Below are 25,482 nucleotides of genomic sequence, written 5' to 3'. Positions count from 1 at the left end.
TCCTTGAACCCTAGAAACGTACATATTCCTCAAGACATACGCAGTCATCATAACCCTGAAAATGACGGTGCGTTTGAGAACTTCGATTTTGAAAAATTTAGGCAAGTTTTTGCTTCAGGTTGGCCATGGGTGCTCGGAATTTTGATCACAACAATGAGTCTTTCCTTCTTGTATATGAGGTACACCAAACCCATATATAGTGCCGAATCGATTCTGAAATTAGACATTAAAAATGACGCTAATTTATTAGGCCTTCAAAATCCGCTCGAACAAGATATCAAGGGTATAGCAGGGGAGATAGAAATTCTTAGGTCAAGACTATTCTTTAGTAAAGTAGTGGACGCCATTGGGATGGGTATTTCTTACTATCATCCTGGCAGAAGTCATCTGGTAGACGAGCGTTATGGCAATTCACCATTTGAGGTACAATATGATTTGACAAATTCAGCCCTTCTTGATAAGCGCTTCGATATTGAAATATTAAACGAAACTGATTTCTATATTTCCTCAGAGTATCTGGGTGGACGAATTGGGGAGAAACAGCAATTTGGGAATCCAATAGTGACAAAGGACTTTAGTTTTACTTTAGAGAAAACCAATTTTTTTGATGATCAGAAAAATTTAATTGATTTCTATTTTGTACTAAACAGCAAAGAATCACTGATTAATTACCTGGAATCTCATGTCACTGTTGAACCCATCAACTTCAATGCCAACACGATAAAAATCTCTCTTTCTGACTTCAACCAGACCAAAGCCAGAAACTTACTTCAAGCCATTGACACCATATATTTGGCTTTCACCAAGAATGCTAAAAATCAAGCCGTAGAACAAAAAATTAGATTTCTGGAAACCCAAATGGCTAAAACCTCCAAGGAGCTGGTGGAGTATGAAGATTACTTTGAAAAGTTTACTATTAAAAATAGAACAACTGATTTATCGAGCGACTTGACCAAAACCATTGCACTGCTCAACGAACTTGATTCTCAACGTTACAATTTGCGGGAGCACTTGGCAGAAGTGGATCTTGTGGGTGAAAACTTCAGAAATGGCCAACAAGTCAGCATCTTTAAAATGCCGACGCGAATTACCGAACTGGTGAACAGTTATAATGATTTGGTAAATGACCGTGCCTTAAAACTTAACTCTTACAATGAGAACACTCAAGTAATAAAACGGCTTGATCAGCAAATAGAAATCGCTAAAAATTCGGCAAATTCACGATTGTTGGCCTACAAAAACAATCTGGCTCAAGACTTGGCAGATCTAAATAAAAAGAGAACCATTTTAGAGAACAATTTTGTTGAGTTACCTTCCATGGGCACCTCTTACAATAAGAACAGACGCCTATATACACTACAGGAAGAGTTCTATTTTTCTCTTATTCAGAGCAAAATAGAATTGGAAATCGCACGAGCTGGTACAGTCACCAATTTTGTGATTTTATCTCCAGCCTCAGTGGCTAACACACCTATCCACCCAAAAAGCCTACTTATATATGGATTAGGACTTGTGGTTGGGCTTATGATAAGTATATTATTTGTAGCTATCCAATTTTTGTTGCACGATAAGATTACCAGTCAAAAAGAGCTAGAAAAGATCATGCATGCACCTATTTTGGGGCTCATTCCTAATTACAAACAGGAAAAACTGGCCAATTCCAAGCTCATAGTAACCAATAATCCAAAATCTTCTATCAGCGAATCGCTGCGCTCGATTCGTACCAATATGGAGTTTATGGCTACCAATGGTAAAAATCAGTTGGTTTCAGTCACGTCAACCGTAAGTGGTGAAGGGAAAACTTTTATTGCCGTAAACTTAGGAGCTGTATTCGCATACGCCGGACAGAAAGTAGTAATTGTGGATCTGGATATGCGTAAGCCTAAAGTACACATTGCGTTTGAATCTGAAAAAGTTCAAAAAGGAATGAGTACGATTTTGATAGGTAAAGAAAAGGTGGAAGACTGTATTCAAGAATCTGAGCTTGAAAATCTTCATTTTATTTCAGCTGGGCCTATGCCTCCCAATCCATCCGAACTTCTGCTTAGCCCAAGGTTTGACGAGTTTCTTGAAAAGCTGAAAAAGAAATATGATGTCATATTTTTGGATTCACCTCCAGTCGGATTAGTGACTGATGGTATATTGGTAATGAAAAAAGCCGATCTTCCAATTTACGTGGTACGAGCAGATTATTCGAAACGTTCTTACCTCAAATCCGTCCATAGTCTGATTTCTAATAACAAATTCGAACACCTCTCTGTCATACTCAATGGAGTGAAATCTGGCAAGGGATCTTATGGGTATGGTTATGGATATGGCTATTACGAAGATTAAGCGAAGCTAACGATTAACAGATACTTACTTGTTTGACTGGTTAAAACCGAAAACGAATTTTTTAGAAGTAGATCTTCACTCACACCTGATTCCGAATATTGATGATGGGGTGAAATCTTGGAAAGAATCTCTGGAAATTATTCACCAGTTGAGTTTGATGGGGTATAAAAAACTTATCACCACACCCCATATTATCCAAAACTATTATCCGAATAAGCCAAGCGACATAAGAGAAAAGGTAACTGAGCTCAACGCCAGAGTTTTAGAAGAAGGCATACCACTGGTGGTAGAAGCAGGAGCCGAGTATTTTATTGATGAGCACTTCGCGAATCAAGTAGAAACAGAAGAAGAGCTTCTAACTTTTGGTGATGGGCATATACTTGTTGAAACCCCTTTTATGAACAAGCCACTTTTCCTTGAAGACATCATTTTCAAGTTGCAATCCCGGGGACTTAAGCCCATTTTAGCTCACCCCGAGCGATACACCTATTTGCATGACAACTTAGAACTTCTCCACAGCCTAAGTACCCTAGGCCTTTTTATGCAGGTTAATATAAGTTCGCTAACAGGGTATTATTCTAAAGAGGCTAAGAAATTTGCCAAACGTTTGATTGAAACTGGAAATGTCCATTTTTTAGCTTCAGATATTCATAATCACAAACATCTGGCCGAAGTTCAAAAAGCAATTAAATCCCAATTATTTCAAAAGTGTAGGCAACTGAATCTGCATAATTCCTCATTGTATTGAAGATGGCAAAACCCTACTTGGAGATAATTTCACCTCCGAGTCTTTAATTTGAAAATTAATCTATCTTTGCCAGTTCAAAAATTAGAATGCTGTTCGACAGATACACGATGAAGAAAATAATTTTCGCATTTTTTGCAGGCCTACTACTTACCTCTGGCCAACTAGCTAAAGCCCAACTTACTGAAGAAGTCAAGAAAAAAACACCAGAGTTACCTGGTCAGATTATGCTCGACTTTGGGTTCAACTCTTCATCCAACCAACCTACCAATTTGCCCTATCACTGGTGGAGATCGAAATCTGTGGGATTGTATTTTGTGAAATCTTTCGAATTTGCTAAGAAATTTGAGCTTCGACCAGGCATAGGCGTGAGTCTCGAAAAATTTGGCCACAGTAAGAATATGGAAGTGTTTGCCTATGGTGAAGATGCTGATGGTACTGATACGCTTGGTTTTTCTACCGTGCTTGGTGGAAGTCTGAAAAAAAATCAATTGGCTGTAAATTATTTTGACATCCCAGTTGAGATTAGATTCAATTTTAATGGCAATGAGAAAAAGGACGGTCTTTTCTTAGCGGTTGGTGGATCAGCAGCTTATCGCTTTGAGTCACATACCAAAATCAAATACCAAGATGAATTTGGTAATAAAATGAAAGACAAAAAGAAGAATGACTTTGGGTTAAACAAGATCAGATTGGGTGCATCTGCACGACTTGGATACAGAAGTTTCAGTGTCTTTTACAAGACTTACTTCACCAATATATTCTATAGCAGTGGCCCTACTGGAACTGCCGACATGACCTATAGCACAATTGGTATCTCCCTGACAGGACTCTAAACAAACCAGTACAAAGTTCCAAAGCAAATACCAAGGCCAGTACACATACCCGCCCATATTTCTTTTGGTGAGTGAGCATTGAGTTGAAGTCTTGCACTCATGACCAAACCCGCGCATATCAACAATCCTAACAAAGGATAAAATGCCATACTGTCTGGGTATTTAAGCCCAAATACAAGAAAAAAACCTACCACACCACTAATTCCTGCTGCATGGATGCTGACTTTGAACCAAAGCGTAATGATGGTTAGGACGGTCACCAATAGCGTAGTCGCAATCAACAGCAAGGCAATGATTTCATTGACCTGAATTTTAAACACAAATAGGTAAGTAGTCAAACCATAAAAAATGGAAACAAAAGAAAATGGCATCACGCGTTCTTCTCTACTTTCTAATTTAAAATTTGAAATTGATCCTGAAAATTTCAGCATTGAGATGCTTAAAAGTGGTATCAAAAAGGTCGTAATAAAAAGAAAGGGCAGGGTAACAATAGTCAATGGTTTAATCAGTTCTGGCATGAGCCAAAACAAAATCAGAAAAGTCATGGTCGGCATGAGCAGTGGATGAAATACGTATGAAATAATAGTATTCGTTCTGTGCTCCACTACAATTCTTTTCTCAATCTAGCTACAGGCAGGTTCAACTGCTCTCTGTATTTAGCGACCGTTCTGCGGGCAATGTTGTAACCATCTGCCTTCAATAATTTTTCTAGTTTGTCATCCGACAATGGTTTGGACTTGTCTTCCTCCTCAATGTGTTTTTTGAGCTTTTGTTTGACTTCTCTGCTACTTACATCTTCTCCAGAATCAGTTGCAATTCCTTCAGAGAAAAAGTACTTCAGCGGGTAAATGCCAAACTCCGTTTGAATGGATTTGCTATTAGCAACTCGTGAAACAGTCGAAATATCCATACTGATCAGCTCAGCAATATCTTTTAGAATCATTGGCTTGAGCTTGCTCTCATCCCCTTCTAAAAAGAAATCATACTGATACTTGATAATGGCATTCATCGTATTCAGTAAAGTATTCTGACGCTGCCTGATTGCATCTATAAACCACTTGGCAGAGTCCAGCTTTTGTTTCACAAAAGAAACCGTTTCTTTCAGCTTTTTGTCCTTCTTATCACTCTTGTGATAACTCTGAAACATGTCCGCATAAGATCTGCTTATTCTCAATTCTGGCGCATTGCGAGCATTCAAAGTCAGATCTAGCTTCCCCTCATCATTCGTCAGAATAAAATCTGGCATCAGGTATTGAGTTTTCACCAATCCATCTGTAATCCCTCCTGGTTTAGGATTCAATTTGGTAATGAGTTGTACTGCTGACTTCAATTGTTCATCATCAATACTTAGCTTTTTCAGGATTTTGTCGTAGTGCTTTTTGGTAAACTCATCAAAGCAGCTAGAAACAATTTTATGAGCCAGCTGGTTTTCTTCTGAGTGATCATCACGCTTCTCCAATTGGATAAGTAAACATTCTTTTAGATTTCTTGCAGCAATTCCTGGAGGATCAAAAGTTTGAATTTTGTATAAAATTTCTTCAAGTTCTTCCTCAGTAGTTTCTATATTTTGAGAAAAAGCCAAATCATTCATGATAGCTTCCAAACCTCTACGGATGTAGCCATCTGCCTCTATACTTCCCAGCAACTGCAACCCGATCTGAGTCTGTCTCTCATCAAGTTTCTCAAACCCCAATTGAATGATCAATTGCTCTTGCAAAGAAGACCCAGACGAAATCGGCATCTCACGTTCTTCTTCCTGGCCATTCCCGTCTCCTTGCATTTTGTAGCCAGCATAATCATCTTCATTCAGATAGTCATCAATATCCAGCTCATCACTGGCTTCTTCTGCAACTTCTTCTGCCTGTTCGTCAGCTTGCTCTTCTTTTCCTTCTTCCAATGCCGGATTTACTTCCATCTCTTCCTTAATCCTCGCCTCTAATTCGGCAGTGGGTACCTGAAGCAGTTTGATAAACTGAATCTGCTGAGGGGACAGCTTCTGGCCTAAAGACTGAATTAAACTTAGATTTTGCATTCGCTACTGTTTTAGCACTAGTTGTAGAATGTCAAATTTATTCTTTTTAACAAAAAGATACGCTGTCTTATTATTAATTTGATCAATGGAATTTTATAAGTCTATTACTTGTTAGGTTGCTATCCATAAAATTTTATACCATGAAAAACCTCCTGGTTCTACTCCTTTTCGTTTTCCCATATCTGATCAAAGCACAGCCTTCACATGAAGCATTTGATATGCTACTCAAAAAACATGTTGACACCAATGGGGGGGTCAATTATAAGGCGTTTAAAAGTGACGAAACACCCCTCAATGATTATTTGGTGGAAATGATGATTGACCCACCTACTCGTGACTGGAGCGACCATGAGAAACTAGCCTACTGGATCAATGTTTACAACGCACTCACCATCCAACTTGTGCTAAAATACTACCCTATAGAGAGTATCAAAGACATTGGTGCTTCTATTCAAATCCCATTTGTAAATACCCCCTGGGATATTGAATGTTTTGAAATTGAAGATGGCAAAGAGCTTTCGCTCAATAACATTGAACATGGCATCATCAGAAAGGATTTTGAAGAACCACGCATTCATTTTGCACTGGTATGTGCAGCAGTCTCATGCCCCAAATTGCTCAATGAAGCTTATGATCCTGCCCGATTGGATAGGCAACTGACTGCACAAACTAAAGCCTTTTTGGCCAATACCAGCAAAAATAAAATCAGTTCAGATCGGCTGGAACTTTCCAAATTGTTCAACTGGTATGGGGGTGACTTTCGTAAAAATGGTTCACTAATAGATTTTTTGAATCCATACACTACTGTCAAAATTGATGCTAATGCGAAAACTTCCTTTTTGGATTATGACTGGCGATTGAATGAGCAGTGATATTTTAGTTTTAAGGTCTAAACCACCCATCACAAATTCATTGGCCTAAAACAAAACTTTTTCTAGCTTAGGCACATCTCAAACTAGAAAAACTCAACTCATGGTCAAAAACTATTTTAAACTCGCACTACGAAATCTTTTTAAGAGTAGGTCTACTGCCTTTATCAATATTGGTGGTCTCACCATTGGTTTTCTATGTGCACTGCTCATCTTTACCTACATCAAGAAGGAATTGTCCTATGACAGATTTCATTCCAATATTGATCACATCTACAGGGTACTCACCATAGATGAGGCCTTGGGTGTGACTAGTAATCTCGTAGGCATCACACTTCCTGCACTGAGCGAAACCATGAAAAATGAGTTGACGACGGTAGAAAATAGCGTGCGTATCAGCTACAATGGTCGTTCATTGGTAGAATACAATAAGGTGCCACTCTACACAGAAAATATGGTTTACGTGGAGCCCAGCCTTTTTGAAATTTTTGATTACGAATTGGTAGCTGGTCATCAGCCTACGGCTCTGCAAGCGCCAAATACAACCGTGCTTACTGAAACCATGGCCAAGAAAATATTTTCGAAGGAAGACCCTATAGGTAAAACAATCAAAATTGATAATTCTACAGACCTGGAAGTGGTTGGCGTGATGAAAGACCCTTCACCATTTACGTCCATGGAGTTTGACCTCCTGGTTTCCATGGTTCCCACAGAAAGCGACAGCAATACCATCAACTATCTGAATAGCTGGAGCAGTATTTCAATGGTAGAATATGTGTCACTAAGCCCTTCAGCTAATATTGCTGAGGTGAAAACTAAGATGGAGGAAATCATTCGCAACAATAATGTAGGTGATAACTTTAAAGTGACTTTACAGCCCTTGAGTGAAACACATTTAAGTTCTTCAGGCATCCTATTTGACATCTTCAATGCAAACAAAGGTGATATCAATTATCTATACACATTAGCCATTGTGGGACTTTTTGTGGTGTTGATTGCTGCGTTTAATTTTATGAATTTGTCTACAGCCCGTTCGGCCAATAGAGCCAAAGAAGTAGGTATGCGAAAAGTCATGGGTGCGAGTAAAAGGCAACTGGCTTTGCAGTTTTTATCTGAGTCTGTGGTCATTTGTTTCTTCTCTTTGATACTTTCATTGGTTGGACTTTTTGTGACCAGTTCCTTTTTAGATTTTGGAATTGATCAGAATCTATTCATTTACTTGATTGGAGACACTACTACTGTACTTTGGATGATTGGGTCAGTGCTTAGTTTGGGCGTAATAGCCGGACTATATCCTGCCTTTCTATTATCTGGTTTCTCGATTCTTAAGGTACTCAAGGGTAATTTCAAAACAGGCACTTCTGGTGTCTGGCTGCGGAAGGTGCTAGTGGTGGTACAATTCACTGCTTCCATAGCTATGATTATCGGAACGATTACTGTATACTATCAGCTAGACTATCTGAAATCGGCCGACAAGGGGTTTGATGATGCGCAAATTCTCTCCATCAACTTAGGAGACCAGAGCCTAAGAGCCACAGGTGAAAGGTTTAAAAATAGACTAGCTCAGATTCCAGACATTGAGACCATGGGATTGTCAGGGTCAATGCCTGGTCGTCAGGTAGGTCGTACGGGTATGTTACCTGAGGGATCAGATGAGAACGACGTTTGGATTGTGAGTACAATGGGGATCAATCACGAATACTTCGATTTGATGGGTATGGAAATGGTGGCTGGTCGCAACTATTCAAAAGAAATCAAATCTGACTCAGCAGCTGCTATTATCATGAATGAGGCTGCTGTAAAAGCGATTGGTTGGGATGATCCAATTGGTAAGAAAATCAGTCAGGGGCCCAATGAAAAAACAGTGATAGGGGTGGTGAAAAATTTTCACTTCGCAAATATGAGACATCAGATTGAGCCCATCATACTCCCTTATCAGCCTACTGCATTGAGCAATGGGGTACTATCTCTAAAAATTCGTCAGGAAAATTTAAAGAACACCCTTCAAAAAGTAGAGGAAATTTGGGCTGAAGTAAACCCCAACTACCCTTTTGAATACGTATTCTTCAATGAAGAATTTGGCAGACAATACGAAAACGATGAGAACTTTGCTTCATTAATTGTGAGCTTCACTTGGTTGGCCATTTTTATTGCCTGTCTGGGACTAATTGGCCTGTCTATGTTTACAGCAGAACAAAGGATCAAGGAAATTGGAATCAGAAAAGTACTTGGTGCTAATATTAAAACAGTCGTTCTGTTGCTTTCCACTGAGTTTACTAAACCCGTTTTGGCAGCATGCTTGATAGCTACTCCCATTGCTTATTATTTTCTGAACGAATGGCTATCAGGGTTTGCCTATCACGTAGATATGCCTTGGATAGCCTTTGTATTGGCATCACTATTGGCTGTGATTATTTCACAACTCACTGTAAGTTTTCATGCCATCAAAGCTGCCACCTCTAATCCAGTGCATGCCCTAAGAAATGAATAATGAAGTAATCATTGCATGAGAGGATGCTTATTCTCTCATGCTTTGTACCTGATCATCCAATATGCTAATGCCTTCTTCAAAAGTATGCGGCTGGTAGCCCAATACCTTCTTGGCTTTGTCCAAAATAAAACCAGTTTTGGGCGGGCGTTTTGCTGGCTGAGAGAAAGTGCTGGCGTCCACTTTAGTTACCAAAGAGAAGTCCAGATTAAAATAATCAGCAGTTTTCTTAGCCATTTCAAAAGGTGTGAGCATTTCTTCACCAGAAATATTGAATACTCCTGTAGCGTTTTTAGTGGCAACCAAAAAACACCCCATCGCCAAATCCTCTGCCAGCGTGGGGGTACGCCACTGATCGTCAACGATTTTTAATGGGTTTTTATTTTCCAAATTTTCTTTTACCCAAAGAATGATATTTGAGCGACTCATGCCAGGTGTGACACCATAAACCAGGACAGTCCTGAGAATAGACCAGTCACAATTTGCATCCTTTACAATCTGCTCTGCATCCCACTTACTCTTACCATAAAAGCTAATTGGATTGGGTTGATCTTCTTCCTTGTATGGGCCAGATGCTCCATCAAAAACAAAGTCTGTGGACAGATGTACGAAATGTATGTCATGCATTTCGCATGCACTGACTAAATAGCCTACAGCATCCACATTAAGAATTCTGCAGTCTGCCTGCTCTAGCTCGCATTGATCCACATTAGTCATGGCAGCCGTATGTATCACCACATGAGGCTTATATTTACTTATTACCTCATTGACCTGACCCTGATCTGTGATATCCAATTCACTATATTCAAACGGTTTCGATAAGTAGTTCACTCGACTAGCACCACGAGAAGTGGCTATTACTTCTATATCCTTTTCCAACAGCAACTTGACAAGCTTTTGTCCCAAAAGACCATTAGATCCAGTGATCAATATTTTCATAATGTTAAGAAGTAAATAATTTAAGACGCGATTTGCGAATGCAAACTTAGAAAAATTAAATATTTTTTATATTCGCCTGAACACCCGAAGATAAGCCAACAATTTTGAGAAATTAATTTTTGACCTAATGGAAACTGAAGAATACCAAAAATCACCTGGGTTTCAAAATCTGCTCCTTGTACTATCCATCTATGTAGTCATAGAACTATATGTTGGTACCATAGTAGATTATCCCGAAGAATTCAAGGAAACCTTGTCATGGATTGATTTTGTCATTTGTATGCTTTTTCTCTATGATTTTTTCAACGGGTTTTTCCGCTCCAACGACAAATGGAAATACTTCAAGGGTAATTGGATTGATTTAGTTTCTTCTATCCCTACAATCGAAGCACTCAGGATGGGGAGAATTGTCAGAATCATCCGCATATTACGTGTCCTCCGCTCGGCCAAATATATTTTCAACGCCTTTAGTAGAAAAAATTCCTTTAATACCTTCAGAAACCTCATGCTCATCAGTAGCATGATCATTTTGTTTTTCACGCTTAGCTTTTATCACTTAGAAAAAAACGCCAATCCGCACATCACGTCTATGTCTGATAGTTTGTGGTGGACCACTGTCACTACCATCACTGTGGGTTTTTTGCAAGACATCCCCCCCGTTACAGTAGAAGGGAAATTTTTAAGCGTCGCACTGATTTTATTGGGTATGATCATGTTTTCCACGCTCACGGGTACGATTACAGATTATTTTATTGAAGATGAAGACATTCAAGAAAACATCAATGAACTCAAAGAAAAGGTTGAATCTCTCGAGCAAAAAATTGACCTAATGACGAGTAAAATAGATCAACTTAATAAATAAAAACCGTGGATATGGCTCCATTTGACGCATTAGGAAATCAGTCGAAGTTGCCTAAAATAGATGTGCATAAATATCTGAAAAGGATAAAATGTCAGCGAGAGAGAGTCCCTAATCTCAGATATTTAAAAACACTTCATAAGGCTCATCAGATAAATATCCCTTTTGAAAATCTGGACATTCATATGGGCAACCAGATCATATTGGATATTAAGAAAATTTACAATAAGATTGTTTTAAGCAGACGAGGCGGATTTTGCTACGAACTGAACGGCCTATTTTATCATTTGCTTTCGCAACTCGGATTTACTTGTCATTTAATTTCTGCACAGATTTTTAACGAGGGTGAACTTGGACTCCCCTTCGAGCATGCAGCCATTCTTGTCTATTTTGAAGATCAGGTTTACTTGGTTGATGTTGGGTTTGGAGATTTATTTCTTGAACCCAAATTATTGAAGCCAGGAGCAATACAAATGGATTATACCAAATATTTCAGAATTGATAAAAATATTGATGACGAATATATTGTCTACACCTCTGACAACTCCTTTGACTATCAACCCAAATATCTATTCACAACAAAAGAGCGACAGTATATCGAATTCATAGACATGTGTCAGTATCATCAAACCAATGAAAAGTCACACTTTACCAAAAAGAAAATGATTACCCGTGCCACTTCTAATGGTAGAATTACATTGACTGATTCCAAATTGATCACCTCTGTAGGGGGTAAAAAGGAAGAACAAAACATCTTAAATTTTGACGAATTTCGAGTCAAACTTTACGAATACTTTGGCGTCCAATTTGTCCGTAATAACTAAACCAATGCATCCCATAGCACCTCCACTGGGTGCTTTGCCATTTTGCCTGTGCCATCCTTGATTTGGTGACGACAGCTGGTGCCTGGTGCAGCAATAATGGTATCCACAGGAGCCTTTCTTACTTCTGGGAAAAGCACCAATTCGCCTACTTTCATTGACACCTCATAATGATTCTTTTCATAGCCAAACGATCCTGCCATACCACAACAGCCCGATTGGATTATCTCTACTTTATAGTTCTCCGGAATGGAAAGGGTATCTTTCAATGTCTGAATAGAGGACAAAGCCTTTTGATGACAATGTCCATGCACTTTTAAATTTCTTTGCTCACGAGAAAATTTTTCTTTTTTGATATTTCCTCTACGCGATTCGCGAGCCAGAAATTCTTCAATAGTCATAGAAGCGTTCGCCAATGTTTTCGCCTTTTCCCTCCACTGATCATTCACTAAATCTGGATACTCATCCCGAATAGTCAGAATAGTAGAAGGCTCTATACCAATCAGCGGAATCTCATTAGACACCAAGCCAGCCAACAATTCCACATTCTGATCTGCAATCGTTTTGGCTTTTTTCACCATCCCTTTCGAAATCAAGGCACGGCCAGATTCTTTGTGCTCAGGAATAATCACATGGTAACCCAATTTGTCCAGCAGCTTGATCGCCTTGATGCCAATTTCGGCATCCAAATAATTGGTGAACTCATCACAAAAAACATACACCTTTTGGTCTGATTGCCGGCTCAGAAATTTACCTTTCTTCTGATTATACCAACTGCTCATTGTACGAGAGGCAATAGGCGGCATGGAACGATCCTGATGCACGCCCATGACTGCTTTGGCTATTCTACCTGTTAGTTTGTTGCCAAACACGAAGTTGTAAAGTGCGGGTAGCTTAGAAGCCAATTTCATGTTGGTAGCAAACTCACCCATCATACGGGTTTGAATTGGCAAACCATTGGCATCGTAATAGTTCTGCTGGAATTCTGCTTTGAGACGAGCCATATCTACGTTTGACGGACATTCAGATTTACATCCTTTGCAGGAAAGACACAAATCAAGCACTTCTTTGATTTCCTCATTGTCAAACTTATTGACCTTGTCAGAATGCGTTAGTATTTCCCTAAGGATATTGGCTCTAGCCCGAGTGGTATCTTTTTCATTCTGAGTCGCCATATAGCTTGGGCACATCGTGCCTCCACTTGCGGCAGATTTTCTACAATCACCTGAGCCATTGCAAAGCTCTGCCGAGCGAAGTACACCTTGATTCTTATCCCAGTTGAAATATGTTTTGATTTCATCATCTTTCTGATCTGCTGTGTATCTCAAACAAGAATCCATTGGAGGTGTATCCGTGATTTTGCCAGGATTGAATATGCCATTGGGATCCCAGGTTTTTTTTATTTCCTTAAGCAGTTCATAGTTCTTGGCTCCAATTTGCTCTTTGATAAATTCTCCTCTCAGACGTCCATCACCATGCTCACCACTGAGCGATCCTTTATACTTTTTTACCAGCTTAGAAATCTCTTCAGCCACCACTCTAAACATCTTATGGCCTTCTTCAGTCTTCAGATTGAGTATAGGCCTCAAATGCAATTCACCAGAGCCAGCATGTGCATAATGCACACATTTCATGTCGTATTTGTCTAGTGTCTCGTTGAATTCTTTGATGTAGGCTGGCAAATCATTGACATCCACAGCAGTATCTTCAATCACTGGCTGTGCTTTGGCGTCTCCTGGGATATTTGCAAGCAGACCAAGGCCAGCTTTGCGCAAATTCCAAATCTTGCCTACATCACTACCTTTGAGCACTGGGTAGTGGTAGCCCAATTTTTCTTTCTTCAAATCAGCAATCAGATCAAGCACCAGATTATCCAAATTTGCATCATTATCTGCGGCTAGCTCCACTACCAAAATAGCACCTGGATCACCTTCAATGAAGAATCTGTTTTTTTGCTGCTCAATATTCTCTTTGGTGCATTCAAGGATATAATGATCAATCAGTTCACAAGCATGAGGCTCATATTTAAGTGCGACCAAATTAGCCAGCAGTGATTCATTCACATCTTCACAATGAATACAAATTAGTGCCTTGTCTTTTGGAGGAACAGGTATGGTTCCTACTTTGATTTCAGTAATAAACATCAGCGTTCCTTCTGACCCAGCTATCAGTTTACAGAAATTAAAGGGTTCCCCATCCTTTTGGAACGGCTGATTGATTGCCAATAGATCAATGGCATATCCTGTATTTCTCCTGGGAATAGAAGGTTTTGGAAATTCCTTTTCTATCTCAGCCTGATGCTCTTCAGAAGAAAGCATTTTTTGTACGTTGCGATAAACTTCACCTTCTAATGTATCCAGTTTTAATTTTTCTTCGAAATCGTTTGTCGAAAGGCTTGAAAAAGTGACCTCACTACCATCTGACAAATAGCCTGTGACCGCTAGCAAATGCTCTCGTGTACTGCCATAAACCACGGAGTTAGATCCACAAGAATTGTTGCCCACCATACCGCCAATCATGGCACGATTGGCAGTAGATGTCTCTGGGCCAAAGTACAGATGATATGGCTTCAGGTGTCTGTTTAAGTCATCACGAATCACTCCTGGCTGCACTTTTACCCAGTTTTCCTGTTCGTTGACCTCAAGGACTTTATTGAAGTTTTTAGAAACGTCTACCACGATGCCATCTCCTACCACCTGACCTGCCAGAGATGTACCAGCAGTCCGTGGGATCAGAGAAGTATTGTTGGCATTCGCAAAAGCTATGAGCGCTTGTAAATCGGACTTAGTTTTAGGAAGTGCTACTGCCAATGGCATCTCTCGATAAGCCGAAGCATCCGTAGCATATAGTTTACGCAAGGTCTCATCCCAATACAGCTCTCCTACGAGCTTTTTCGCCAATCCTTTAAGTGCACTTTCCATGGTGGCAAAATTATGGATTTAACAACATAAACTCATTTACCTTAGATGCACTTTTATTCAACAATGGGTTATTTTTAATTATTTTAAATTTCGTGCTGAAATATTGAAAATATAGTAGAGCGCTTTCAATTCCCTTTTGGCAAGCCCAATACCTCGCCATTTATAAGAGATTATGCATAAATTATTATTTTTATCATCATTCCTATGATTAACTAAATTTACTTCATCAAAGTACACGCGATCAAAATGGACAATGATTATTCTAATATGAAAAAATGGCAACAGAAGATACATGAAGTCATCTTTGGCTATCACACTGCTGCTGGTAAAGTATTTGACTTGGCCTTGCTTATAGCTATTGTAGCCAGTGTGCTCATTGTGATGTTAGAAAGTGTGAAGGATATAGAAGCTCACTATGGCGAAGAGCTCAGAATGATTGAGTGGGGATTCACCTTTCTATTTTCAGTGGAATATCTCGCACGCATTTTATCTTCTCCCAGACCCTTGAAATACGTGACAAGTTTCATGGGCATTGTGGATTTGCTTTCTCTGATTCCAACATATTTAAGTTTCTTCATAGTTGGCACCCATTCACTTTCTGTTATTAGATCCTTTAGATTGATTCGGGTTTTTAGAATTCTGAAATTAACCCACTTTATGGGTGGGGCACAGCAGCTTGGGACAGCGCTCTGGGGCAGTAGACACAAGATTGTAGTCTTTATGGGAACGGTAGTTTGTATTGTGGTGATTGCTGGTACCATGATGTACCTTATCGAAGATGGTCAAAATGGGTTTACGAGCATTCCAAAAAGTATCTACTGGGCTATCGTTACGATTACCACTGTGGGCTATGGAGACATTGCTCCTCAAACCATATTTGGTCAAACAGCTGCTTCTATCTTGATGATATTGGGTTATGCCATCATAGCCGTACCTACTGGCATTGTGACTAGTCAGATGATGACAGATGCGAAGAAATTAGGCACTATCACCTGTTCCAATTGTGGAGAAGAGGATTTACCCAATCGATCGCGATTTTGCCTGAACTGTGCCGCTCGACTGAACAACCCTCCAATTCAACAATAGTATTCAAAGAATTCCTTTCGTTCGTCTAGCATTAAGATTAGCCTAATGTAGATGAACTGCGCTGTGACAATTCCATTATCTCCTCCTACATACTAGGTATAGAAAACAAACAGTGTTATGATCATCCATGTAAATAATAGTACTGGCCAATAGGAGATTTTCACCAGCAAATTGTCTTGATAATGTAGGAACCTTGAATTATTTCCTTTTGTAAAGGCGACTACATTAATCGCCAAGAGCGCCATGATGACATACATGGTTAGGTAGTAACTTTCAATGTAGGTAAGCGAAGGTGTACTCAACCTTCTTCTTAGGTCAATGTGAGCCACAAGTAAAACAAAAAAGAATCCTGCACAACTTTGAACCGCTCCCATCATACTTACGCCCGACTTGTCATCCTTGTCCTTGGTAATACTATAAAAAATCAAGAATATCATGGAAGCAACAACCAGAATTGGAATGATGTTCATCACCAGTACGTTCAACAACCTTCGTTTTAGATTGATAGAATACTTCATAATTGGAAATTGATTCGTGCCACTAAATTTCTTGTGGCCAAATCGATCATGATAATTCACTAAATCAAAAGAAAATTGGGTAGATAGGAGCTGCGAATCATTCAGATAAATATCCTTATTGATCCCTGGTGAGCTGAATGGTATGATATCTGAATAACCATCTACATCCGGCACCAACAGGATACCAGAGTCCACATCCGGGTACATCACTTCGATTTTGACATCGCGCACGTCGAACGGATACTCTGAGTAATCGAATGGCATTTTCAACATGACCTTCACCGACCAAGTATGTGTCACATAGTTTTTATCCTCTTTCTCTGAAATTTTGGTGATGAGTGTCCTACCAGCCAGTGCCTCTTGAGGAAATCGAAGGCCAGCATCATAAAAGCGTGCCAGATGTTTGGGCCATTTCTGCCAGACTTCTCCCCGAATAATGACGTTGTACGAATCCCTAAATTCAAATTCTTCTACAAAAATCCCGGTGGCCACAGGGATGAATTTCTGTAAGCCAAGTTTAGATACTTTTTGATTTTCACTATTTATAAATGACGCTAAGCTGGTTCTACTGTCAATAAAGACTTCGTTGTCATCCCCCACTGAATAGTCATAATTCAAATTGAGGTACCACATAAACATAATATTCCCAACAATAACTATGGATAAATAAATTGAAATGGACCACAGCTTCTGTTTGGCCTCGGCTCTTGGTTTTATCAGCAGCAGCAATAGCATAAACAGTAATGCCGATATACTCAGACAAATTTTGACCAGTTTTCTATGAAGCAAATGTGCGTTGCCAAGCAGGTCTGAAGAATTGAATACCACTAATGTTTTCCAATTGACTCCTGGTATTTGGGCATAAAACGCATGCGCATGTTGCCCAGTGTATCGGGTATAATCCAAATTGCCTTCTTCCGTAAGCAAGATCAAATCGACCATTTCTCCCAACCCCAATTCTTCGGCTGTAGACTGAAGTGTCAAATCCAAAATGTATTCTGAGATAGGGTGTGCGACTAAATTTCCACTTTCGGAAAATATCATGGCTGTGCCCGTTTGTCCAACGGCCAAAGAATCCATTTTGGCATTGAGTTTTTTTAGATCTAAGGTCAAAGAAATGACACCAGATGGACTAGTTGCATTATTTAGATAAAAAGGCAATCCATAATCGGCAACTAGTAGCTTGGCACCTGTGCCAAAATATGGATCGGTCCAATGTGGCTCATTCTCTTCGAGCGGACCAAGGTACCACTCATTGGTAGCGATAGAATCAGTTGTGTAGTCATATTTATCTTCAAGTTGGATGAGCCGGCCTTGTCGCTTATCATAGTATGGAGAAAATCGCGCAACAGACTCATCAAAGACATACGGTTCATAGGCTACGGTCAATCCCTGAAGGTAGAACAGGTCTCTGCTTCTGGTTTGAACTAAATTTATAACTTCCTCTTTCGTAAGCATGGCAGACTCCAAAATTTCTTTGATCTTATCACCTTCGGCAACGATATCATCCAAAATAGTGATGATTTCTCGTTGAATATCATCCAAAGATTCGCGACCCAAAACAACACTTTCTTGTTCACGCTCCTTCATATAATTTAGGTAATCGTATACAAAATAAGTGCTCAGTATCGCAAAGGCGAACGTGAGGAACATATAGGTCTTGTTTCTTATTTGGATCATAATCCTAACTTATTCTTCAATTATAGAATATCAATAGCGTAATTAACATCCAGGTAAAAAGCAGAACTGGCCAGTAGCAAACCTTCACAATTAAATTATCTTCATAATGTAAAAATCTGGATTGACTCTTGCTCTTGGTAAACGCAACCACATTAATGGCAAGCAAGGCCATGAAGACATACATAGTTAAATAAAAAGTCTCAATATAGGTGAGAGACGGCGTACTCAACCTTCGCCTGAGATCTATATGCGCCACGAGCAACACAAAGAAAAATCCTGCAGAACTCTGCACTGCGCCCATCATACTTACGCCTGATTTATCATCCTTATCTTTAGTAATACTATAAAATATCAAGAAAATCATGGAGGCCACCACTATGATAGGTATGATGTTCATCACCATCACATTCAACAATCTTCGCTTGAGATTAATTGAATATTTCATGATTGGAAACTGATTCAATCCTGTAAATTTTTTGTTTCCAAATCGATCTTGAAAATTGACTAGATTAAATGAAAATTGTGTAGACAACAATTTCGAGTCGTTTAGAAAAATGTCCTTGTTGATGCCTGGAGAACTGTATGGAAGAATATCAGAATACCCGTCCACATCAGGTACCAGCAAGACTCCGGAGTCAACATCTGGGTACATGATTTCAATTTTTACATCACGTACATCAAAAGGGTACTTTGAATAATCAAAGGGCATTTTTAGCATGACCTTGACTGTCCAGGTATGAGTAACAAAATTTTTATCTTCCTTTTCGGAAATCTTATTGATAATAGTGAGTGCCCCTAGTGCCTCTTGGGGAAATCTAATGCCTGCTTCATAAAACCTCGCCAAATGTTTAGGCCATTTCTGCCAAACCTGCCCTCTAATAGTTACATTATACGCATCCCGAAACTCAAACTCTTCCACAAAAATTCCGGTAGATACAGGTATGAATTTCTGCAATCCCAACTTTGAAACTCGCAGATTTTCACTGTTGATAAAGGATGCCAAACTGGTCCGATTATCAATAAATACTTCCTTCTCCGTGCCTTGAGAATAGTTGAAGTTTAAATTGAGATACCACATGACCATGATATTGGACACAATAATGAGAGATGCGTAGACAGATACAGACCACAATTTTCTTTTTGTATTTGCCTTTTTACCAATCAAAAATAAGACGACCATAAAAAAGAGTGCAGAAAGACCATGGCAAATTTTTACAAGTTTATTATGAAGGAGGTCTGCATTTCCTAGCAAATCGGCCGAATTGAAAACGATTAAGGTCTTCCATTGCACATGAGGAATCTCGGCATAGAAGGCATATGCTTTTTTTCCTAAATATCGGCTGTAATCCAGATACCCTTCCTTTGTGAGCAACATCACATCCACCATGTTTTCTAGTCCCAACTCTTGGGCTATAGACTGGAGAGAGACATCCAAAATGTACTCTGAGATCGGATGTGCTACCACGTGCCCGCTCTCAGAAAATATCATAGCCGTACCAGTAGTTCCGATGGCTAGTGAATCCATTTTTGCACCCAATTTCTTTAGATCCATGACAAGTGAAATCACTCCGGATGGCTTACTTGAGCCTTTAAGATAAAATGGCAATCCGTAATCTGCTACCAACACTTTAGCTGCTGTACCGAAAAAAGGATCACTCCATTCCGGGGCTCTGCTTTGAAGCGGTCCATGGTACCATATATTAGAAGAAGCTGTATCTACTGTATAGTCGTAGCGGTCTTCCAGTTGAATCACTCGTCCTTGGCGCTTATCATAAAAAGGTGCAAATCGGGTCGTTAGGCTATCAAAGGCGTAAGGTTCATAGGCAATTGCCACCGCCTGGAGGTAAAACAGATCCCGACTACTCTTTTCTGCAAGAGCAATGACTTCTTTTTTTGTAAGACGCTGGCCTTCTACGATTTTCTTAATTTGATCTCCCTCGGCAATGACTTCATCTAAAATTTCTTCGATTTCATTTTGAACTTTCAGAAGAGATTCCGTTCCTATCTCAATACTCTTCTTTTCGCGTACATTCATATAATTCCATAGGTCATATATGAAAAATGCGCTTAGGCCTAAGAAAACGACCGCAAAAAATATGAAAGTCTTATTTTGAAGATTTATCATCAAAGTTAGCCAGCTGGGAGTGAAATAAAATTAGCCGTCATTTCTAGGTCCGTTATACTTGAATCTCCGCGAAAACCCCAGTCCAAAAGTATAATCGTTTCCCGCGTCTATCAAATATCCACCGTTCAAATCAATTTGGGTTTCGGAATTGATCAAATAGATGAACGAAGCATGTAATTGCTTCCAATCTTCGTGATGCCAATATTCTCCTGTTATTGTGATTTTATCTGCCAGCGCATAGGCCAGTGTAACATCTCCAAAGTATCCCCCAGAAGCATACCCTGCGTTTACAAAACCTATAAGATTATCCGTTAATTTTTTGTTTACCGCTACCCGATAGCCGACCACCTTAAGCTCTCCGTTCTGATTCGCTAAATTCATCGAAACCCCTACTCCAGGTTTGTTGCCTTCAGGCTGAAGCATCATCCATTTTACGCCAAACACTGCTGCACGACTTTCAAGGGTTGGGATCAATATTCTTATCTCCATTGATCTTGACAGGGCCGCTCTAAAAAAAGCGTCATATCCCCATTCTTCTCCTTCAATATCTGAATACTGTGCCCCTTGTTCCCATTGAAAACTATGTTCGGGAAGCACCCACGGACCTATAGATAAAGTTGGCCTGGCAGTGGCAATAGTCTCTTGGGCATTCACGTTATGGGCAAAGAAAATCAAGAAAAGTGAAACGACAAGAAGCTTATTGGTCATGTTAATTTTTACCATGGTTTGAGCATTTTTATTGAGCCCCTGAATTTAAAACATATCTGGATTATTTTAATCCATTATAAGGACAATTCACGATCAGGTGAGAAAGTTACTTAACCAAATTATTCTTACTTTTGAACTTGTCATCTATTTAGAATGGTCTTCTGACCAATTGAATGGCAACAAAAATTCATTTTTCCGTATAGATAAATATGAAATTGAAGGGCAAAGCAAAAAATATATTGATTAGTGGGATTCTACTTCCGATTTTCCTGTTCGGCATTTTTTCATTTTCGAATGATGACAAACACTTCGAAATGGCTAAGAACTTGGAGATTTTCGCTTCACTCTATTCTGAAATCAATAAGTACTACGTTGATGATGTAAACCCGAACACGTTGATTAAAACAAGCATAGATGCTATGCTGGAAAAATTGGATCCATATACTGTCTACATTCCTGAAGATGATATTGAGGACTTCAGAACCAATGCCACTGGAGAATATGGGGGGCTAGGCATCCAGTCCAACAAAATCAACGATCAACATATTGTTCTGAACCTGTATGAAAATTCTCCTGCCATGAGTGCTGGTATAAAAATAGGAGATGTAATCACTGAAGTGGATGGCGTGCCATTGACCAATCTTTCTGATGATCAGGCAGGCAAATTGATGAAAGGCCAATCTGGGTCTGACATTCAAGTAGAGGTACTTCGCAACGGAACTGAAAAATTGAGTTTCCTAACAACAAGAGAAAAAATAGTAATTCCCAACATCAGCTATAGTACCCTACTCGGAAATTCTACTGGCTATCTTCGCTTAAGTGAATTCACCAGAGATGCCGCAGAAGACGTCAAAAAAACGGTCTTGGAACTAAAGGAAAAAGGAGCAACAAAACTGATTATTGATTTGAGGGAAAATCCAGGAGGGTTGCTCAATGAAGCAGTTGATATTTGTAACCTATTTGTACCAAAGGGATCCAAAATAGTAGATACCAAAGGCAAGATTGACGCGCAAAGTCATTCTTACCAAGCCAAGTCTGAGCCCTTAGATCTAAACATCCCAATAGCAGTAGTGATCAATGATGGCAGTGCTTCTGCCTCTGAGATTGTATCTGGTGTACTTCAAGATTATGACAGAGCCATCATTATAGGCCAAAAGTCGTACGGCAAAGGGCTGGTACAAGTATCCAGAAAGTTATCCTTTAACTCACAGCTCAAAGTAACTACCGCTAAATACTATATCCCAAGTGGGAGATGCATACAGGCACTCGACTACGCCCAGCGAAAAGCAGATGGCAGCGCCACTAAAGTACCGGATTCGTTAAAAACAGAATTTCGCACGACAAACAACAGAGTGGTCTACGACGGCGGAGGTATCGACCCAGATATTTTTGTAACAAAATCGACGCCTTCTTCCTATTCGGAAAATCTATCCGAAAGTGGTTTGATATTCGAATATGCTACTAAATATTATTACGCTCATGACAGCATTGCTTCACCTCAAGTATTTGAATTATCAGATATTGAATATCAAGCATTCGTAAAATGGATGGAAACGAAAAGCTTTGACAACCCATCTCAGGTAGAAAACACACTTGAACTTCTAAAAGAAGCCGCAACAGAAGATGATGTTTATAACAAGTTGATTGCAGAAATTGAAGACATAGGCACCTCGGTAGAAAAAATAAAGTCGAACGGACTCATGACTTTCAAACCAGAGATAAAAGACTTGCTGGAAAAGCAGATCATATTAAGATACTACTATACATCAGGGCAAGTGGAAGCTGCACTCAATAAAGATGAGGAAATCAAGGAGGCGCGTAAAATTCTTGATGACGCCAATACCTACGCTGCCAAACTGAAGGGCTAAAATATGTCTTTGCTTTCAGATATATTGCAAGCCTACTCCATTTGATATGTACGAAAACCTGGATCACGTCACCCTTTCTTTCAACAAAGAATCTCTATTATTGTTAAATGCTTGCATAGCACTTATCATGTTTGGAGTTGCACTAGATCTAAAAATCGAGCATTTTAAGTACCTGATCAAAGCGCCCAAGCCGATTTTCGTTGGATTGGTGTCTCAGCTTATTCTTCTACCTCTACTTACTTTCGTGTTAGTACTCGTATTAGAGCCGTCTCCAAGTATGGCCATGGGGATGATGCTAGTAGCTGCTTGTCCAGGGGGCAATGTGTCAAATTTCTATGCCAGTTTGTCCAATGGAAATATAGCATTATCTGTTAGCCTCACGGCCATTACTTCCTCTTTGGCTTTCATAACTACTCCACTAAATTTTACTTTTTGGGCAAACCAATATGGTCCCACTGCTACGATTCTTCAAGCAGTAAAGCTTGACCTTATGGAGGTCATCATAACTGTTGTTTTTATTCTGGTTATTCCATTAATCCTTGGCATGTACGTGAATAAGAAATATCCCAAGACAACCCTAAAAATTGCCAAGCCCATAAGGCGTCTCTCGATTCTCATTTTTGCGGCATTCGTAGTTGGCGCACTTACTTCCAATTTTGATCACTTTGTCAATTACATTTTCAATTTCCTATTTCTTGTACTCGTTCATAACGCCTTGGCCCTAACTTCTGGCTTTTCACTGGCCAAACTCTTCCAATTAGGGCAGCCAGAAACGCGAAGTATCACGATCGAAACAGGTATACAAAACTCTGGCTTAGCTCTGGTGATCATATTTGAATATTTTAATGGATTGGGAGGTATGGCCATCATTGCAGCCTGGTGGGGGGTGTGGCATTTAATCTCAGGAGCCATCCTTTCATGGCAATGGTCTGTCCGTACTACTGTCGCCTTGAAATAATATGCTTTTTCGTCTTGTTGTATTTTTTAAAACTCGCCCCTTTTTTGTACTTTTGGAATATTCCATTTACTAATTCTACTATCTGGTAAGATGAAGACTGAATTTATTTGGTACAATCCCGCAGAACGGGAATATCAGTTCGGAGACAAAAAACGATACATTGATACTATCAGAAATAGTAATCAGTCACACAATTTTGTCATCTTAGACAGGTTTCCCAATTTAAGTGCCGACTTCAGAAATAAACTGATTTCCAAATTGAAATTCCTTAATTCAATGAGCAAATCAGGCGTTATGGAGTTTATATAAGCTTCTTAAAATCTTTATCCTCAATATTCGCGCACTGATCGAAGCGTACCTCCATCCTGTCGAATCAACGTTTTTTTCACAATGGTGATCGAGTCAGACATGACGTCTATCGAATATTAAATTTAGGTGTGCTTTTACTTTATATACTTGTATCAAGAAAGCGCAGTTTATGAGAATCCAAGTTCGGGAATAGAACTTGGGTTTTCTTTTAAACTAAAAAAATTACCATAAGGTCCGAATTAACTAGCTATTGGAAAGATTCGGAATAGGTCGTATGAATTGGAATTTTGAAACACTTCTTCATTTCTGAAGAGGTGTTTTTTATTTCATCAATTCCGCAGCCTCCTTTGCAAAATAGGTGAGTATTACTTTTGCGCCCGCCCGTTTCATGCTCAACAATGTTTCCATCATGGTCGAATCATTATCCAGCCATCCCTTTTGGGCCGCGGCCTTTATCATGGCATATTCTCCAGAAACATTATAGGCTGCAATCGGAAGATCAAAATTATCTCTGAGTAACTTAATAACATCCAAATAAGCCAAAGCTGGTTTGACCATTAGAAAATCTGCACCCTCCTCCTCGTCCAGCTCTGCTTCAATTATAGCCTCTCTCAAATTTGCCGGGTTCATTTGGTATGTCTTCTTGTCTCCAGACTTGGGTGCCGAATCCAAAGCATCCCTAAATGGGCCATAGAAAGCACTTGCATACTTGGCTGTATAGGACATAATGGAAGTATCCTCAAAACCATTGTCGTCCAATATATCCCTGATGTATTCTACCCGGCCATCCATCATGTCTGACGGGCCTATAATGTCAATACCAGTTTCTGCCTGAGCCAAGGCCATGGCACCTAAAACCTCAAGTGATTCGTCGTTAAGAATATTTCCATACTCATCCACAATCCCATCATGACCATCTGTGCTGTAAGGATCCATGGCCACATCAGTCATAATACAAGCCTCAGGAAATTTTTCCTTTATTTCTTCCAACGCTTTTAAATAAAAGAAATTAGGATCATGGCTCTTTGAGGCCAATTTATCTTTATGCTTTTCTTCTACAACAGGAAAAATATCAAACGCATTAATTCCAAGATTCATACAAGTCTCAATTTCCTTGAGCATCAGATCTATTGATAGCCGATTGATGCCAGGCATGGAATCGACCGCCACAGACTTTGATTTACCTTCAAGTAAAAACATGGGATACATCAGATCATGGGTAGAAAGCCTTGTTTCTTCTACCATATTTCTTATCGTAGCCGTTTTTCTATTTCTTCTTGGTCGTCTAAGCATGATATTTTTTCTGCAAATGTAAAAAGATGAACCCAAATGAATCCTGAAATACCAAGCTTCCGAATTTTGGTTATGATTATCGAAGACATCTAT

General features: G+C 39.5%; 19 protein-coding genes. 11 read left to right on the top strand and 8 right to left on the bottom strand.

The window, feature by feature from the left end:
- The first annotated feature begins 3 nt into the window (after nucleotides 1–3).
- The 3 genes from B9A58_RS11980 to B9A58_RS11970 all read left to right on the top strand — a co-directional run bounded on the left by B9A58_RS11980 (nucleotide 4) and on the right by B9A58_RS11970 (nucleotide 3,915).
- Nucleotides 4–2,334: a polysaccharide biosynthesis tyrosine autokinase gene (locus tag B9A58_RS11980; RefSeq protein ID WP_084373077.1), complete on the top strand. Its 2,331-nt coding sequence runs from the start codon at nucleotides 4–6 to the stop codon at nucleotides 2,332–2,334.
- A gap of 28 nt (nucleotides 2,335–2,362) precedes the next feature.
- Nucleotides 2,363–3,082, top strand: a complete 720-nt coding sequence (locus B9A58_RS11975) for a tyrosine-protein phosphatase (RefSeq protein WP_084373076.1) — start codon at nucleotides 2,363–2,365, stop codon at nucleotides 3,080–3,082.
- A 107-nt stretch (nucleotides 3,083–3,189) separates the two neighbouring features.
- Nucleotides 3,190–3,915 carry an outer membrane beta-barrel protein gene (locus B9A58_RS11970; protein WP_176214765.1) on the top strand — a complete coding sequence of 242 codons (726 nt, stop codon included), beginning with the start codon at nucleotides 3,190–3,192 and terminating at the stop codon, nucleotides 3,913–3,915.
- Here B9A58_RS11970 and B9A58_RS11965 read toward each other — a convergent pair.
- Nucleotides 3,912–4,253: a PA-phosphatase gene (locus tag B9A58_RS11965; protein ID WP_139793856.1), complete on the bottom strand. Its 342-nt coding sequence runs from the start codon at nucleotides 4,251–4,253 to the stop codon at nucleotides 3,912–3,914. The genes B9A58_RS11970 and B9A58_RS11965 overlap by 4 nt on opposite strands.
- Nucleotides 4,254–4,263: 10 nt before the next feature.
- Here B9A58_RS11965 and B9A58_RS11960 point away from each other — a divergent pair, with 10 nt between their 5' ends.
- Entirely contained in the window at nucleotides 4,264–4,482 is a 219-nt protein-coding gene (locus B9A58_RS11960) for a hypothetical protein (protein ID WP_084373073.1), read from the top strand.
- 37 nt (nucleotides 4,483–4,519) lie between these two features.
- Here B9A58_RS11960 and rpoN read toward each other — a convergent pair whose 3' ends face one another.
- Nucleotides 4,520–5,947 (bottom strand): RNA polymerase factor sigma-54, encoded by a 1,428-nt coding sequence (gene rpoN / locus B9A58_RS11955; protein ID WP_084373072.1) that lies wholly within the window; start codon nucleotides 5,945–5,947, stop codon nucleotides 4,520–4,522.
- A 140-nt stretch (nucleotides 5,948–6,087) separates the two neighbouring features.
- On the opposite strand from rpoN, the gene B9A58_RS11950 reads away from it, so the two are divergent.
- Entirely contained in the window at nucleotides 6,088–6,819 is a 732-nt protein-coding gene (locus B9A58_RS11950; protein ID WP_084373071.1) for a DUF547 domain-containing protein, read from the top strand.
- Between the two features lie 100 nt (nucleotides 6,820–6,919).
- On the top strand, nucleotides 6,920–9,307 hold the full coding sequence (locus tag B9A58_RS11945; RefSeq protein ID WP_084373070.1) for an ABC transporter permease: 2,388 nt from the start codon (nucleotides 6,920–6,922) through the stop codon (nucleotides 9,305–9,307).
- A gap of 27 nt (nucleotides 9,308–9,334) precedes the next feature.
- On the opposite strand, the gene B9A58_RS11940 is transcribed toward B9A58_RS11945, so the two are convergent.
- Nucleotides 9,335–10,243: an SDR family oxidoreductase gene (locus B9A58_RS11940; protein WP_084373069.1), complete on the bottom strand. Its 909-nt coding sequence runs from the start codon at nucleotides 10,241–10,243 to the stop codon at nucleotides 9,335–9,337.
- Nucleotides 10,244–10,370: 127 nt separating this feature from the next.
- Here B9A58_RS11940 and B9A58_RS11935 point away from each other — a divergent pair, with 127 nt between their 5' ends.
- Nucleotides 10,371–11,105 (top strand): ion transporter, encoded by a 735-nt coding sequence (locus B9A58_RS11935; protein WP_084373068.1) that lies wholly within the window; start codon nucleotides 10,371–10,373, stop codon nucleotides 11,103–11,105.
- An 11-nt stretch (nucleotides 11,106–11,116) separates the two neighbouring features.
- Nucleotides 11,117–11,926 carry an arylamine N-acetyltransferase family protein gene (locus B9A58_RS11930; protein ID WP_084373067.1) on the top strand — a complete coding sequence of 270 codons (810 nt, stop codon included), beginning with the start codon at nucleotides 11,117–11,119 and terminating at the stop codon, nucleotides 11,924–11,926.
- Here the strand turns inward: B9A58_RS11930 and B9A58_RS11925 are convergent.
- The gene (locus B9A58_RS11925) at nucleotides 11,923–14,844 is read right to left on the bottom strand and encodes an FAD-binding and (Fe-S)-binding domain-containing protein (protein ID WP_084373066.1); all 2,922 of its coding nucleotides are present in this window, start codon (nucleotides 14,842–14,844) and stop codon (nucleotides 11,923–11,925) included. The two genes, B9A58_RS11930 and B9A58_RS11925, sit on opposite strands and share 4 nt — an antisense overlap.
- A gap of 267 nt (nucleotides 14,845–15,111) precedes the next feature.
- On the opposite strand from B9A58_RS11925, the gene B9A58_RS11920 reads away from it, so the two are divergent.
- Nucleotides 15,112–15,930: an ion transporter gene (locus B9A58_RS11920; protein ID WP_245827070.1), complete on the top strand. Its 819-nt coding sequence runs from the start codon at nucleotides 15,112–15,114 to the stop codon at nucleotides 15,928–15,930.
- A gap of 92 nt (nucleotides 15,931–16,022) precedes the next feature.
- Here B9A58_RS11920 and B9A58_RS11915 read toward each other — a convergent pair whose 3' ends face one another.
- Genes B9A58_RS11915 through B9A58_RS11905 form a run of 3 tightly spaced genes read right to left on the bottom strand, consistent with a single transcriptional unit; the run spans nucleotide 16,023 to nucleotide 20,976 of the window.
- Nucleotides 16,023–18,128 carry a PDC sensor domain-containing protein gene (locus tag B9A58_RS11915; protein ID WP_084373064.1) on the bottom strand — a complete coding sequence of 702 codons (2,106 nt, stop codon included), beginning with the start codon at nucleotides 18,126–18,128 and terminating at the stop codon, nucleotides 16,023–16,025.
- A 16-nt stretch (nucleotides 18,129–18,144) separates the two neighbouring features.
- Nucleotides 18,145–20,253, bottom strand: coding sequence for a PDC sensor domain-containing protein (locus B9A58_RS11910; RefSeq protein ID WP_084373063.1), 2,109 nt, complete (start codon nucleotides 20,251–20,253; stop codon nucleotides 18,145–18,147).
- Nucleotides 20,254–20,283: 30 nt separating this feature from the next.
- Complete coding sequence (locus tag B9A58_RS11905) at nucleotides 20,284–20,976, bottom strand: hypothetical protein (protein ID WP_084373062.1); 693 nt, start codon at nucleotides 20,974–20,976, stop codon at nucleotides 20,284–20,286.
- 299 nt (nucleotides 20,977–21,275) lie between these two features.
- On the opposite strand from B9A58_RS11905, the gene B9A58_RS11900 reads away from it, so the two are divergent.
- Together B9A58_RS11900 and B9A58_RS11895 are read left to right on the top strand one after the other, a co-directional pair.
- Entirely contained in the window at nucleotides 21,276–22,829 is a 1,554-nt protein-coding gene (locus B9A58_RS11900; RefSeq protein ID WP_176214764.1) for a S41 family peptidase, read from the top strand.
- A gap of 46 nt (nucleotides 22,830–22,875) precedes the next feature.
- The gene (locus tag B9A58_RS11895) at nucleotides 22,876–23,787 is read left to right on the top strand and encodes a bile acid:sodium symporter family protein (protein ID WP_084373060.1); all 912 of its coding nucleotides are present in this window, start codon (nucleotides 22,876–22,878) and stop codon (nucleotides 23,785–23,787) included.
- A gap of 630 nt (nucleotides 23,788–24,417) precedes the next feature.
- Here B9A58_RS11895 and hemB read toward each other — a convergent pair.
- A complete protein-coding gene (gene hemB, locus B9A58_RS11885) occupies nucleotides 24,418–25,389 on the bottom strand; it encodes a porphobilinogen synthase (RefSeq protein WP_084373058.1) in 972 nt (323 codons plus the stop codon).
- Nucleotides 25,390–25,482 lie beyond the last annotated feature (93 nt).

This window comes from Reichenbachiella faecimaris (assembly GCF_900176375.1).
GTDB lineage: Bacteria > Bacteroidota > Bacteroidia > Cytophagales > Cyclobacteriaceae > Reichenbachiella > Reichenbachiella faecimaris.
This window is presented reverse-complemented; position numbering and strand designations above follow the sequence as displayed.

Bases quoted from the DNA above. Each gene is read 5' to 3' on its own strand.
- B9A58_RS11970 (WP_176214765.1), top strand. From the start codon at position 3,190: ATGAAGAAAATAATTTTCGCATTTTTTGCAGGCCTACTACTTACCTCT.
- B9A58_RS11960 (WP_084373073.1), top strand. From the start codon at position 4,264: ATGGAAACAAAAGAAAATGGCATCACGCGTTCTTCTCTACTTTCTAAT.
- rpoN (WP_084373072.1), bottom strand. From the start codon at position 5,947: ATGCAAAATCTAAGTTTAATTCAGTCTTTAGGCCAGAAGCTGTCCCCT.
- B9A58_RS11950 (WP_084373071.1), top strand. From the start codon at position 6,088: ATGAAAAACCTCCTGGTTCTACTCCTTTTCGTTTTCCCATATCTGATC.
- B9A58_RS11945 (WP_084373070.1), top strand. From the start codon at position 6,920: ATGGTCAAAAACTATTTTAAACTCGCACTACGAAATCTTTTTAAGAGT.
- B9A58_RS11940 (WP_084373069.1), bottom strand. From the start codon at position 10,243: ATGAAAATATTGATCACTGGATCTAATGGTCTTTTGGGACAAAAGCTT.
- B9A58_RS11935 (WP_084373068.1), top strand. From the start codon at position 10,371: ATGGAAACTGAAGAATACCAAAAATCACCTGGGTTTCAAAATCTGCTC.
- B9A58_RS11930 (WP_084373067.1), top strand. From the start codon at position 11,117: ATGGCTCCATTTGACGCATTAGGAAATCAGTCGAAGTTGCCTAAAATA.
- B9A58_RS11925 (WP_084373066.1), bottom strand. From the start codon at position 14,844: ATGGAAAGTGCACTTAAAGGATTGGCGAAAAAGCTCGTAGGAGAGCTG.
- B9A58_RS11920 (WP_245827070.1), top strand. From the start codon at position 15,112: ATGAAAAAATGGCAACAGAAGATACATGAAGTCATCTTTGGCTATCAC.
- B9A58_RS11915 (WP_084373064.1), bottom strand. From the start codon at position 18,128: ATGATCCAAATAAGAAACAAGACCTATATGTTCCTCACGTTCGCCTTT.
- B9A58_RS11910 (WP_084373063.1), bottom strand. From the start codon at position 20,253: ATGATAAATCTTCAAAATAAGACTTTCATATTTTTTGCGGTCGTTTTC.
- B9A58_RS11905 (WP_084373062.1), bottom strand. From the start codon at position 20,976: ATGGTAAAAATTAACATGACCAATAAGCTTCTTGTCGTTTCACTTTTC.
- B9A58_RS11900 (WP_176214764.1), top strand. From the start codon at position 21,276: ATGGCTAAGAACTTGGAGATTTTCGCTTCACTCTATTCTGAAATCAAT.
- B9A58_RS11895 (WP_084373060.1), top strand. From the start codon at position 22,876: ATGTACGAAAACCTGGATCACGTCACCCTTTCTTTCAACAAAGAATCT.
- hemB (WP_084373058.1), bottom strand. From the start codon at position 25,389: ATGCTTAGACGACCAAGAAGAAATAGAAAAACGGCTACGATAAGAAAT.